7 protein-coding genes and 1 pseudogene are annotated in these 13,786 nt (G+C 70.8%); 5 read left to right on the forward strand and 3 right to left on the reverse strand.

Going from position 1 to position 13,786, the window contains the following annotated elements; all coding sequences use genetic code 11:
• Positions 1-38 precede the first annotated feature (38 nt).
• Positions 39-1,295, forward strand: coding sequence for an MFS transporter (locus IG74_RS0130235; RefSeq protein WP_051855654.1), 1,257 nt, complete (start codon positions 39-41; stop codon positions 1,293-1,295).
• Between the two features lie 31 nt (positions 1,296-1,326).
• Here IG74_RS0130235 and sbnA read toward each other — a convergent pair whose 3' ends face one another.
• The 3 genes from sbnA to IG74_RS54450 form a co-directional block, all read right to left on the reverse strand.
• Entirely contained in the window at positions 1,327-2,334 is a 1,008-nt protein-coding gene (gene sbnA, locus IG74_RS0130240; RefSeq protein WP_030683875.1) for a 2,3-diaminopropionate biosynthesis protein SbnA, read from the reverse strand.
• Positions 2,335-2,362: 28 nt separating this feature from the next.
• Entirely contained in the window at positions 2,363-3,406 is a 1,044-nt protein-coding gene (sbnB, locus tag IG74_RS0130245; protein WP_030683877.1) for a 2,3-diaminopropionate biosynthesis protein SbnB, read from the reverse strand.
• A gap of 170 nt (positions 3,407-3,576) precedes the next feature.
• Complete coding sequence (locus tag IG74_RS54450) at positions 3,577-7,080, reverse strand: non-ribosomal peptide synthetase (protein ID WP_030683879.1); 3,504 nt, start codon at positions 7,078-7,080, stop codon at positions 3,577-3,579.
• A 687-nt stretch (positions 7,081-7,767) separates the two neighbouring features.
• Here IG74_RS54450 and IG74_RS0130255 point away from each other — a divergent pair.
• The 4 genes and pseudogenes from IG74_RS0130255 to IG74_RS0130270 form a co-directional block, all read left to right on the forward strand.
• Entirely contained in the window at positions 7,768-8,583 is an 816-nt protein-coding gene (locus IG74_RS0130255; RefSeq protein ID WP_030683883.1) for a thioesterase II family protein, read from the forward strand.
• Between the two features lie 264 nt (positions 8,584-8,847).
• Positions 8,848-9,075, forward strand: a complete 228-nt coding sequence (locus tag IG74_RS0130260; RefSeq protein WP_030683885.1) for an MbtH family protein — start codon at positions 8,848-8,850, stop codon at positions 9,073-9,075.
• Between the two features lie 240 nt (positions 9,076-9,315).
• A pseudogene (locus IG74_RS0130265) lies at positions 9,316-12,420 on the forward strand (amino acid adenylation domain-containing protein); the annotation flags it as partial.
• Positions 12,421-12,653: 233 nt separating this feature from the next.
• Positions 12,654-13,786, forward strand: a 1,133-nt coding sequence (locus IG74_RS0130270; RefSeq protein ID WP_324607522.1) for a condensation domain-containing protein, incomplete at its 3' end; no start/stop codon positions are given.

Below are 13,786 nucleotides of genomic sequence, written 5' to 3' on the forward strand. Positions count from 1 at the left end.
TGATCTGAAATGATCATGTTTGCTAAGGTCTGTGCCTCATGACGCCACAGAAGCGTGACTACGCCAAACTCTGGTTGGCCTCCGGAACTTCAGCCCTGGGAGACGGGGTCACCCTGGCCGCGGGCCCGCTCCTGATGGCGACCCTCACCGACGACCCCGCGCTCATCGCCGGTGCCGTCTTCGCCCAGCAACTTCCCTGGCTGCTCTTCTCCCTCCTCAGCGGCGCCCTTGTCGATCGCGTGGACCGCCGGATCGTGGTGGCCGTCGTCGACGCGGTACGGGGCGTCGTGATCGGGGCGCTGGCCCTCCTCGCCTGGGGCGACCTGCTGAGCGTCCCCGCCGTCTACGGCGCGGTCTTCCTGATGGGCCTCGGCTCGACGCTCGCGGACAACGCCAGCCAGGCCCTCGTGCCGAGCGTGGTGCCCCCGGAGGACCTCGCCAAGGCCAACGCCTGGCTCTCGGGAGCCCGGATGCTGTGCAGCCAGTTCGCCGGGCCGCCCTTGGGGGGATGGCTCTTCGCCGCGGCGGCCGCGCTCCCGTTCGGCGTGGACGCCGCCACCTTCCTCCTCGCGGCCGGACTCGTCTTCTCCATCCGCCCGCGCACCGACGACGAGCGACGGACCGCGGCCCCAGGCCCGGACCGGTCCTCCATACGGCGCGACATCGGCGAAGGCTTCCGCTGGCTGTGGAACCACCGCGCGCTGCGGCTGCTCGCCCTCGTCGTCGGTCTCATGAACATCACCTTCGGTGGCGCCTTCGCGGCGTACGTGCTGTACGCACGGGAACGTCTCGGTCTGACCGAGGTCGGCTACGGATTCCTGCTGTCGGCCACGGCCATCGGCGGCGTGGTCGGCACGTTGTCGGCCGCGCGTCTCGACGCCCGGTTCGGCGCCGCCCCCCTGCTGCGCGCGGGGCTGCTCGTCGAGACGTGCTCCCACCTCGTGTTCGCGGTGACGCGGTCTCCTTGGGTGGCGGCCGTCACTCTGGTCGTCTTCGGCGCCCACGCGACCGTCTGGGGAGTCGTCGCGGACACCTACCGGCAGCGGGCCACACCGGCCGGACTGCTCGGCCGGGTCAACAGCGTCCATCTGCTGTTCAGCATGGGCGGATTGGCCCTCGGCTCGCTGATCGGCGGTGTCGTCGCCAAGACGTTCGGCATCGTCGCGCCGTTCTGGGTGGGGTTCGGGGCCATGGCCGTGGTCGTCGTCCTCGCCTGGGGCGCCATGACGCCGTCCGCGTTCGCGCCCCGGGCGGAGGAGGAGCCGGCCCCGCCGAAGGCCCCCCTCCCGTCCTGAACGTGCGGGCTCGGGCCCTGACCGCCCGGGCTCAGGAATCCCGCGCCAGCTCCTGCGGCCGTACGGGCTGCTCGACCGGTTCGCCCCAGCTCTGGGGCGAACCGAAGTGCCGTTCCACCCACGCCGGGTCGTACACGGAGTCGAGATAGCGCTCGCCCTGGTCGGGGGCGAGCGCCACCGCGGTGAGGGCGGACGCGTCCCCGCGCGCGGCGAGCCAGCGCAGCGCGCCGCTGACCACCGTGCCCGTCGAACCGCCGAACAGGAAGCCCTGCCGCGCCATCGCGTGACAACTGTCGACGGTGTCCCGCTCGGGCACCATCACCACGTCGTCCACCAGGCTCGCGTCGAGCAGCGGAGGCCGCACCCCCGCGCCGAGGCCTGGAATCATCCGGGGCAGCGCGGGACCGCCGAAGGTCACCGAGCCGACGCTGTCGACGGCCACGATCGTCACCGGCCTGCTCCGCTCGCGGAAGTAGCGGGCGCAGCCCATCAGCGTGCCGCCGGTGCCCGCCCCCACGAAGAGGACGTCGAGCTCCGGGAACTCGGCCGCGATGGCGGGCGCCGTACTGCGGTAGTGCGCCCGCCAGTTGTTCGGGTTCGCGTACTGGTTCAGCCAGACGTACCGCGCGTCCTCCTCGCACATCCGCTGCACCAGGTCGAGCCGCGCGCCGAGCAGGCCGCGGCTCTCGTCGGCCTGCGTGACCACGCGCACCTCGGCACCGAACGACTCCATCAGGCGGCGGCTCGCCCGGTTGCACCGGGAGTCCGTGACGCAGACGAAGCCGTACCCCCGGTGCGCCGCGATCATGCTCAGCGCGATGCCGAGGTTGCCCGAGGACGACTCGACGATCACGGACCCAGGGGTGAGAACACCGTCCCGCTCGGCCGCGCGCACCATTTCGAGCGCGGCCTTGAGCTTGATGGAGCCCGCGGGGTTGAAGCCCTCGCACTTGAGGTGGAGCGGCACCCCGAAGACCGCTGCGAGATTCACGAACACGTCATCCGCGTTGATCTCGTAGGGGGCTGAGACAACCGGCACTTCATCACCCCTTTCGTTCGGGCGCCGACTAGGCGCCGGTACGTCCGTAGCGGTCGAGCTCATGGAAGAAGCCCTCCACGACGCCGAGTCGGCCCGCCTCCCGCAGTCGGTCGTGGACATGCCGGCCGAGAGCGATGTCGAGGACGCCGAGGCCGAACGGGGAGAAGATCACCGGCCGGTCCGTCGGGACCTGGGCCCGGCCCTCCAGGACGTCGTACAGGGTGCCGTCGATGAAGTCCCGGTTGCCCGTACGCTGTTCGGTGAGGTGGACGGAGGTGTCGGCCTTCAGGCAGTGCTCCACGTCGTCGACGAAGTTCGCCGACGCCAGGACCACTTCCGGGGCCACGTCCCGCAGCGACACGTTGAGCACCAGCGGGTTGTGCGCGAACCACGCGGGCTCGTGGACGTGCGGGGTCGCCGCGACGGTGGCGAAGACCACCAGGTCGCTGTCCCGGATCACGTCCTCGGCGGTACGGCCGACGGTGACGCGGGCACCGCCCGGACGGCCGTTCAGGTACTGCGCGAACGCCGCCGCGTGGTCGTCGGACAGGTCGTGCACGCCCACCTCGTCGAAGGTCCATCCGGTGGCCTCGAAGTAGTGGTGGATGTAGCGGGCGATGAGCCCGGTGCCGATGAAGCCGATGCGGCGCGGCCGCTCACCGGGGCTGAGCCGGCCGGCCGCGAGGACCGCCGAAGCCGCGGTCCTGGAGGCGCTGATGATCGAGCTCTCCAGGCACGCGAACGGGTAGCCGGTGTCGTGGTCGTTGAGGATGAGGACCGCGGACGCGCGGGGGATGCCGGACGCGACGTTGTCGGGGAAGCTGGAGATCCACTTCAGGCCGTCCGTCGGCTGCTCGCCGCCCACGGACGCGGGCAGGGCGATGATCCGCGACTTGGGCCGGTCCGGGAACCGCAGGAAGTACGACGGGGGATTGACCGTGGAGTTCCGGCCGTGCAGCCGGTAGACCTCCTCGACCAGATCCACCACCTGCGTCTCGCCGCCGGTGAGCACCTGGGCGACCTGCTCGCCGGTGATCACGGCGAATGACGGCACGACGGGCTCGTGGGACAAGGCTGACTCCAACCGTGAGGGATTCATGAACTGTTCGGTGTTCCGTGGGGCAGGGGCGCACGCCGTCGCGATAAGGCATGCATCCTGGAAGCAGGGCCGCGCCGGTTCGGAAGCCGGAAGCGCCCGGGATCGGAGGCCGGGGCGCGCGGCAGCCCGGAAGCGCCCCGGTGTCAGGGCTGCGCGGGGCCGGGGAAGGCCGGAAGCGCCACGGGGTCACCGAGGACGACCGCGACCTGACGGCTCCCCTCGTACGGCTCCCGGCTGTGGGCCATCCGCAGGTTGTCGACGATCATGAGGTCCCCGGCCCGCCACGGCTCACGCAGCGTGTGCTTCTCGTAGACCTCGTTGATGGCGAGCACGGTGGCCTCGTCGATGGCCGCGCCGCTGCCGTAGCGGGTGTTGAAGGGCAGGCCGTCGTCGCCGAACTCGAACTTCAGGTACTCGCGGATCGCCGCGTCGAGCGTCCACTCGCTGAGGAACGAGACCTGGTTGAACCAGGCCCGGCGGCCCGACACCGGGTGGCGCAGCAGGGCCGCGGAGCGCTGGCGGGTGCGCAGGCCGCCGTCGCCTGCCCAGCGGGTCTCGATGCCGCGGGCCGCGCAGTACGCGTCCACGGCCGCACGGTCCCCGGTGCCGAACGCCGCCGCGAGACCGATGCCCGTGAGGTCGGTGTAGTTGCGGTCGAGCAGCCACCCCTCGCTCTCGAACCGCTCCACGAGGCCGGCGGGAAGCGCTTCCAGCACCTCCTGGGAGTCCGCCACGGCCGTCACGCCGCCGGAGGACGGCGCCGTCAGACAGGCGAACACCAGGGTGCCCGGCACCTCGCGGGCGTAGCTCAACTCGTGGTGCATGCACATCGGCTGCTCGGCGGGCCACTCCGAGGACGAGTACACACCGTCCGCGAGGACGCTCCGCGCCGCGAAGCCCTCCCGCTCGGTCATCACCTCGTGCAGCAGCTCCCGGCTCACCCGTCCGACCGTCTCCGCGTCCCGCAGGCCCAGGCCGCGGACCAGCAGGGCGCCGTGGAGCGCGACGGTCGCGTGCAGCCGTGCACGGTGTTCGGCGGCCCAGGCGACGGCGTCGGACGGAGCGTCGGGGCCGAGGTCCAGCACGGCGGGCCGCCCCTCGGTCCTGACCACGTCGAGCGGCGCGTCCGCGGCGGGGCTCTGCGTCGGTGCCATGGTGTGCTCGGATCCTTCGTCTCGGTGGTCGGCGGGGGCTGCTGACGGCGAACTGGCTTCAGACGCAGGGGCGGCCGCCGTGGCGGACCGGTCGTCCGCCGTGCCCAGCAGGGCGGCGAGGCCGGTGAGCGTGGGGTGCTCGCGCACGTCCCGCAGCGTGAAGGCGCGCTCCGCCTTCACGACCAGACGGATCGCCGACAGCGAGGTCCCGCCCAGGGCGAAGAAGTCGCTCTCGCGGCCGATCCGCTCGACGGGCACCCGCAGCACCTCGGCCCACGCCTCGGCCATCCGGCGTTCCTCATCGGTCCGCGGCGCGTCCTGCGCCTCCTGCGCGGCGCCTGCGAGGAGCTCCTGGGCGAGCTCCCGGAGGGCCCGCTTGTCGGTCTTGCCGTTCGACGTCAGCGGCAGCGCGTCCAGACGGACGACCCTGCGCGGCACCATGTACACCGGCAGGCTCTGCGCCAGGCCGTCCAGCAGCGCTTCGGAGGGCCGTTCGGAGCCGGTCTGGAAACCGACCAGCTCACGGTCCCCGTCGGTGTTGTCGACGACCACGACCGCGCCGTCCCGGACCCCGGGCAGCCGCAGCAGCTGGTTCTCGATCTCGCCGATCTCGATGCGGAATCCCCGGATCTTGATCTGCGCGTCACGCCGTCCGAGGAACTCGAGCGAGCCGTCCGGCAGCCAGCGCCCGAAGTCGCCCGAGCGGTAAAGGCGCTGGCCCGGACGGTGCGGGTCCATGCCGAAGGCCTGCTCCGTACGCACGGGATCGTTGACGTATCCGCGGCCCACGCACACCCCGGAGAAGACGATCTCACCGGGCGCGCCGAGGGGGACCGGGCGCAGCTCGTCGTCGACTACGTAGACCGTCACGTTGCGCACCGGCGGGCCGAGCGGTACGGAGTCCCGCTCCGGCACCGCGGTCAGCACCGCGTGGTTGGTGTCGTCCGACGTCTCGGTGAGCCCGTAGGCGTTCACCAGGGCGATGTCGGGGAACCGCGCGAACCAGCGTACGGTCAGCTCCTTCTTGAGGGCCTCACCCGTGACCGACACACAGCGCAGCCGGGAGAGGCGCCCGGGCGCGTCCTCAAGTCGGGACAGCAGCACCTCCAGATACGACGGCACGATCTGGAGCACGGTGACCCCGCCCCGCTCCACCGTCTCCAGGAAGCGGTCGACGTCGAGGATCGCGTCCTGCTCGACGATCAGGGTGCGTCCGCCGACCACGAGCGCGGCCACGAGCTGCCACAGGGAGATGTCGAAGGACTGCGGCGCGGTCTGCGCGACGACCTGCCCCTCGTCGATGCCCAGGTCGTCGATCTTCGCGTACAGGTGGTTGACGAATCCCTCGTGCTCGCACATGGCGCCTTTGGGCTCGCCGGTGGAGCCCGAGGTGAAGTACAGATAAGCCAGTTGGCCGGGGGCGACCTGGATCCCGGGGTTGTGCTCGGAGCGGTCTTCAGCGAGGGCGGCCGCGACGGTCAGCACGTCCAGGTCCGCAGGCGCGGCCTGCACGAGCTGCCCGGAGCCGCCCTCCTCGGTCAGGGCGAGGCGACAGCCGCTGCGCTCCAGCATCCTGGCCATGCGCTCGGCCGGGAGGCCCGGCTCGACGGGCAGGTAGGCGGCTCCGGCCTTGAAGATGCCGATCACCGCTGCCTGCCAGTCGAGGTGACGCCCTGTCACGACGGCCACGACCGCCTCAGGACCCAGGTCCCTGGCGAGCAGCGCGTGCGCGATGCGGTTGGCCTTGGCGTTGAGCTCGCCGTAGGTGTGGCTCTCGCTCCCGTGCACGGCTGCGATCTCGTCGGGCCGCAGCGCCGCCTGCTCCTCGAACAGCTCGTGGAAGCGGCGGTCGGGCAGCTCGCGCGCGGGCCCGGCCATGTCGTGGAGCTGTCGGCGGACCTCGTCGTCGGAGAGCAGACCACGGCTGCGGCACGGCGCGTCGGGCGCGGCGGCCAGCTGCTCCCAGGCCGTCACGTAGTAGCCCGCGATGCGCTCGGCCGCCTCGGTGTCCAGGACGTCGGTGCGGTAGCGCAGCCGCAGCGTCGGCCCTTCCGCGCCGGTCCGCAGGGCGACGGTCAGGACGGCGTCGGAGCTGTGGTGCGGCTGGCCGGGGCCGAGGTCGAGGACGGTCTCGAAGGCGCCGTCGACGGCGGTCCCGGCGGCGCGTGCGGCCGTCGTCAGGAGCGTCCGCCAGCTTCCGTCGTCCAGGGTGAGCGTGCACGCCCTGACCGCTGCGGGTGCGGCACCGGAAGCGGGCGCCGGGGGGATGTACCCCGTCACGAAGGCCTGTTCGCCGCTCAGCGCGCCGAGCACCGCGGTGTGCGCGGCGAGCGCCGCCGCCTCCCAGGGCGCGGCGGAACGGCGGGCCAGGAGACGGACGCGAGCGGCAAGGCGCACGGGGATCGTCCGGGACAGCTCCGCGTGTCCGGGGCGGGCACTGGCCGGCGGCACCCAACGAGGTATCAGCCGCTGCGGTGCTCCAGTGATCGTCATCGCTCTCTCCTGTGGGGCCGGACGCCGAAGGGGAGGGGGGAACGGCGCATCGAAATCTGGCTGGCGGAAAGCAGCTTGACGCCCCGTGGAACGGCTACGAATGTCGGGCCTGTGCCCGATCCCCCTGAACTACTCGCAGCCGAAGACGGTCAAACGTTACCTCACCGGTCTATGCCGTCGGGAGGGTGTTCGGGAGGCCGTTCCGTACCGCACCGAGTATGCCGCCGCGAGGGCCTTGAGGAGGGCGTTCACCCTTGTCCGACAGGGAACTGACGACCTGTCCGTTACGACTGGACGCGACACCCAATGAATTTTGTCCAGATCGGGTCTTCGTGGCAGTGTCGTGGGCACGCGACGGATGACGTACGTCAACTGGACGCAGACACTCCGATGTTGCCGGGCAACATCGGTGAGTAATGTCACAGGGGCTTGGATCGGCGCTGGTCGGCGGGCAGGATCTGCACGCGGTCGGCGCCAGGTGTCGAGACCGCGAAAACGGGCAAACGGGGGAAGACGTGATGGGTTTCAGCGATTCGGCGTGTACGGCGGCGGCAGCTGCCGGAAAGGGAGTCGCCGCGCAATGGGCTGTGTCCCGTTGAGCGAGGCGTCACATCGGGACGGCCGAACGAGCAGTGGCTGTCCCGGTACTTCCCGTACTTCCCAGGCTTATTGAAGAAACCGTGGCACATGCTTAGCGATATCGACGCCCCGGCCGCCCGCTGGTTCCGGCGGATCACCAAGTGGGACGGAAGCCCGCGGGCCCGCCTCATTTGCTTTCCCCATGCCGGCGGCACCGCGAGCTACTTTCGTGGCTGGTCCCGTCTCGTCCCTTCCGACATCGAAGTGCTGGCGGTCCGTTACCCCGGCAGGGAAGACCGCTTCGTGGACCCCTTCGCGGAGTCCATGGAGGAGCTGGCCGACGACGTGTCGGCCGCCGTTCAGCCGTTGCTCGACAGGCCGGTGGCGTTCTTCGGGCACAGCATGGGGGCCTCCGTCGCCTACGAGGTCGCGGCGCGGCTGAGCGCGAAGGCGCGACCGCACGCGGGGCGCGCCCCGTTCCACGGCCCCGCACCCGTGGCGCTGTTCCTCTCCGGACGCGCGGGCCCCGGGCACGAGCGCATGCGGAACCTGGGCAAAGCCGACGACCGGGAACTGATCGACGCGGTCATCGGCATGGGCGGCACGGAAGCGCACGCCTTCAACGATCCGGAACTCCGTGACCTGGTCCTTCCCGTCATCCGCTCGGACTTCCGGCTGGTGGAGCGCTACGGCAGGACGAGCCCCGGCAGCCGCGCCCTGAGCACCCCGGTCTTCGCCTACTACGGCGACCACGACGCTCACCTCGACCCGCGGGCGATCGAGGCGTGGTCGGCCGTGACGAGCGGTCCGTTCACCGTGCGGAGCTTCGACGGCGGCCACTTCTACCTGGCGCGGCACGCCGAGGAGCTCGTCGGCGACGTCGTCGGCCGCCTACGCCCCCACCTGGGCAGACCGGCGCGCTGACCCGCTGCCGTGCGCCGTCTCGCGCGACCGTACGGCACCCCTGCGCCTCCCCCCACCGCGGTGTCGGTGCGGCCCGCTGGCGAATGCGCCTCGCGCCATTGCCCTGCCGTAGCCGGTACGCGGGCGATTCGGATGGCCGGATCGCCAACACACCATGAATCGCGCACAAGATCCCGCACAGAATCCCGCACAGATCCCGTACAAGATCCCACTCAACATCTGACTCAAGATCTGATTCAAGATCGCAGGCAAGAGGAGAAACCGATGAGCAACCCGTTCGAAGACGCCGACGGTACGTACGTCGTTCTCGTCAACGACGAGGGCCAGCACTCGCTCTGGCCCACCTTCGCCGACATCCCCGCCGGCTGGACCAAGGTGTTCGGTGAGGCCGGACGTACCGAGTGTCTCGAATTCGTCGAGCAGTCCTGGACGGACATGCGCCCGGCAAGCCTGATCTCCGCCATGGAAGCCGGAGTTGACGCCAAGGGCTGACCCCGTCAGTCCTTTCGAAACTTCCCGGGTGCCGGTTTCCGATTCCCCGGCAACCCGTCTTCTCGTGACCGTCGGCGTCCAGGAGCGGCCGGCCCGCATACAGGGCCGCGCCGGCTTCCGGCGTGTCACAGGAATGCCCGGACGGCGGCACGTGGACTGCCTGCCGCCCGCAGAACTCTTTGAATAGATCAATTAAGGGGTATTGGTGTGTCTGAGCAGGACGGCGTCTTCCACGAGTTGATGGCTGCGCAGCTGGGAATCTGGACTGCTCAACATCTGCACCCCGACAACCCCATTTACAACGTCGGCGAATACATGGAGATCAACGGCGAACTGGACGTCGATCTCTTCGAGCGGGCCCTGCGCTCCGCCCTGCGCGAAGCGGAGGCCGTCCACACCCGCTTCGTCGGCGACGGCGAATCCATCCGGCAGCACGTCAAGGTGTCGGACGACTGGCCCTTCCACAAGATCGACCTCAGCGGCGAGCCCGACCCGCGGGCCCGCGCCGAGGAGTGGATGCGGACGGACATGCGCCGCCCGGTCGACATGCGCACCGGCGCCCTGTTCACCCAGGCGATGCTCCGGCTCGGCCCGAACCACGTGTACTGGTACCAGCGGTGCCACCACATCCTCGGCGACGGCTTCTCCGGACCTCTGGTCAACAACCGCATCGCACAGATCTACGCGGCCCTCAGCGAGGGCAACGCCTACGACGAGGGCGCCCTCGCGCCCTTCTCGAACCTGCTCGACGCCGACCGCGCCTACCGCTCGTCGGAGGAGCAGGCGAAGGACCGCGCGTACTGGGGCGAGATCTTCGCCGACCTGCCCACCCCCGTCAGCCTCAGCGGTCAACTCGCCTCCGGCACCCCGCACCACCTGATCCGCGGCACGGCCGCGGTGCGCCCCGAGGACGCCGCGGACCTGCGCGCCACGGCACGTTCCCTGCGCACCAGCATCTCCGGCATGGCGATCGCGGCCGCCGCGGTGTACCTGAACCGGGCCACGGGAGCCGAGGACGTCGTCGTCGCCCTCCCCGTGTTCGGCCGGTTCGGCAGCGCGCAGCGCCAGACCCCCGGCATGGCGACCAACCTGCTGCCGATCAGGCTGACGGTCCGTTCCTCGATGACCGTCGAGGAGCTCGTACGTCAGGTATCCGTCCAGGTGCGCGGCGCCCTGCGCCACCAGAAGTACCGCTACGAGGACATGCTCAGGGACCTGAGGCTCATCGGCCGCGGGAACCTCGCCAGCATGGTCGTCAACGTCGTTCCCTACGCCTACGACTTCTCCTTCGGCGACTGCGAGGTCCGCGCCCACGCGCTGAGCAGCGGCCACTTCAACGACGTGGCGTTCTGCGTCTACGACAGGTACGCGGACGGCCGCATCGAGATCGCCACGGACGCCAACCCCGAGCTGTACTCGCAGGACGACAACCAGCGGCACACGGATCGCCTCCACAACGTCCTGACCTGGCTCGCCACGGCCGCCCCGGAGGACCGCGTCGGACACGTCGAGATCCTCGACGAGACCGAGCGCCGACAGGTCCTCCAGGACTGGAACGACACGGACCGGCCCGTCCCCGCGACCACGCTGACCGCGCTCCTGGAGGAGCAGGCGGCGCGGACCCCCGACGCCCCCGCCGTCTCCTCCCAGGGCGTGGAGCGCTCGTACGCGCAGCTGCACGCGAGCGCGAACCGGCTGGCCCGGCTGCTGATCTCCCGCGGCGTGGGCCCGGAGTCCCTGGTCGCCGTGTCCATGGAACGCTCCGTTGACCTGGTGGTGGCGCTCCTCGCGGTCCTCAAGGCCGGCGGCGCGTACGTGCCGGTCGACCCGGAGTACCCGGCCGACCGCATCGCCTACATGCTGGAAGACGCGCGGCCCGTCCTCGTCCTCACCAGCGAGACGGTTGCCGCGTCCCTGCCGGAGGTGGCGGGCCTGGAGCACGTCGTCGTCGACGGGCCGCACGTCACGGCCGCGCTGAACGACCTCGACAGCGCCGCCCTGACCGCGTCCGAGCGGCGCGGACCGCAGCTGCCGGCCCACCCCGCGTACGTCATCTACACCTCGGGTTCGACGGGGCGCCCCAAGGGCGTGCTGATCACACACCAGAACCTCGTCAACTACGTGACCCGATGCACGGAGGCGTACCCCGACCTCCACGGGACCACCCTGCTGCACGCGTCCATCTCCTTCGACGCCGGTGTGACCGCGCTGTACGGCGCCCTGACGTGCGGCGGCCGCGTGATCGTCGCGCCCATGGACGAACACCTGCCCGCCACGCTGCGCGCCCAGGAACTGGCCTTCCTGAAGGCCACGCCGAGCCACCTCGCGTACATGGACGGATTCGACGAGAGCTGCGCCCCGACGGGACAGCTCATGGTCGGCGGCGAGGCCGTCGGCGGTACCCAGATCCGCGAATGGCGCCGCCGCCACCCGTCCGTGGCGGTCGTCAACCACTACGGTCCCACCGAGGTGACCGTCGGCTGCACCGACTACGTGGTCACCGCCCAGGAGGACGCCGAGACCGGCACGCTGCCCATCGGCCGCCCCATGTGGAACACGCGCGTCTACGTGCTGGACGCGGCCCTGCGGCCCGTCCCCGCGGGCGTCCCGGGTGAGCTGTACCTGGCGGGCGACCAGCTCGCGCGCGGATACCTGGGCCGACCCGGCCTCTCGGCCGAGCGCTTCATCGCCTGCCCGTTCGGGTCCGCCGGTGAGCGCATGTACCGCACCGGTGACGTGGTGCGCTGGCGCGCGGACGGCAACCTGGAGTTCCTCGGCCGCGCCGACGACCAGGTCAAGATCCGTGGATATCGCATCGAGCTGGGCGAGATCGAGGCGGCCCTGGAGTCGCACGCGGATGTCGCGCAGGCCGCGGTACTGGCGCGCGAGGACGTGCCGGGGGACAAGCGCCTTGTCGCGTACGTCGTCCCGACGGCTTCCGGCGACACGGCGGACACGGCGGACACAGTGGACGTGGCGGACACGGTGGACGTGGCGGCGCTGCGGGCCCACGTGGGCCGGGTGCTGCCCGAGCACATGGTCCCGTCGGCGACGGTCGTCCTGGAAGCGCTGCCCCTGACGGTGAACGGCAAGCTGGACCGTCGCGCGCTGCCCGCGCCGGAGTACACGGCCGCCGGTGGTGGCCGTGCTCCCGCCTCGCTCCAGGAGGAGATCCTGTGCGCGGTGTTCGCCGAGGTGCTCGGCGTTCCCAGCGTGGGTGTCGACGACAACTTCTTCGAGCTGGGCGGCCACTCCCTCCTCGCCGTCTCGCTGATCGAGCGACTGCGTGAGAGGGGCGTGTCCGTGAGCGTGCGCGATCTGTTCGCAGCTCCGACCCCCGCCGGTCTGGCCGCCGCCTCGGCGGGCACGGGCGCCGTCACGGTGCCGGAGAACCTGATTCCGGCGGGCGCCGAGGCGATCTCGCCGGAGATGCTGCCGCTGGTGGAGCTGTCGGCGCAGGAGATCGAGCGTATCTCGGCCCGGGTCGAGGGCGGTGCGGCGAACATCGCCGACATCTACCCCAGGCAACCATCCCTGTCGAGGAAGTCCAGCTCCACCCGCAGTCGGACACCGACGCGGTGCAGCAGCTCCTCGACGTGTGCAGCCCCTCCATGGACATCCGGCAGGCTCCGCTGCTCCGGGGCACTCTCGCGGCCGAGCCCGGCAGCGACCGCTGGCTGCTCGCCCTCCAGGCCCATCACCTGGTCCGCGACCACACCACCCTCGAAGTCCTGCTGGGCGAGGTGCGTGCGCTGCTCGGCGGCGACGCGGAGTCTCTGCCCGTGCCGGTTCCGTTCCGGGAGTTCGTGGCGCAGGCGCGGCTCGGTGTTTCGCGTGCGGAGCACGAGCGGTTCTTCGGTGAGCTGCTCGGTGGTGTGAGTGAGGCGACGGCGCCGTTCGGGTTGCTGGACGTGCACGGTGACGGTTCGGATGTCGCCGAGGCGACGGCGCCGTTGGACGCGGGTCTCGCTGTGCGGCTGCGGGAGCAGGCGCGGCGTCTGGGCGTCAGCCCCGCCACGCTGTTCCACCTGGTGTGGGCCCGGGTCGCTGCGGTGACGTCGGGTCGTGATGACGTGGTGTTCGGCAGTGTGCTGTTCGGTCGTATGCAGGCGGGCGCCGGTGCGGATCGGACGCCGGGTCTGTTCATCAACACGCTGCCGGTACGTGTGCCCACCGGGCGGGTGTCGGTGGTTGAGGCCGTGCGGGGGATGCAGAAGCAGCTCGCCGACCTCCTGGTCCATGAACACGCTTCGCTGGGCCTTGCCCAGCAGGCCTGCGACCTGCCCGCCGAGACCCCACTGTTCACCTCCCTGCTCAACTACCGTCACAGCGCCGGCGCACCGGGCGACGAGCCGAGCATCGACCTGGACGGGGTCGAGCTGCTGTCGGCTCGCGAGCGGACGAACTACCCCGTGACGGTGTCGGTCGACGACACGGGCGACGGCTTCGGCCTGACGGTTCAGACGGCTGCTCCGATTGATGCCGAGTCGGTGTGCGGCCTGCTGGGTGCTGCGGCCGAGGGCATCGTCGCGGCGCTGGAGGCCGAGTCCGAGGATCTGCTTCTGGGCCGTGTGCCGGTTCTGGGTGCGGCGGAGCAGGACCGTTTGGTGGGGGAGTGGAGTGGTGTTTCCCGTCCGGTGGTGGAGGCGTCGCTGACGGAGCTGTTCGCGGCTCAGGTGGGTCGTACGCCTGATGCGGTTGCGGTTACGTT

Origin of the sequence: Streptomyces sp. NRRL B-1347, assembly GCF_000720325.1 — a bacterium.
Taxonomy (GTDB): Bacteria; Actinomycetota; Actinomycetes; order Streptomycetales; family Streptomycetaceae; genus Streptomyces.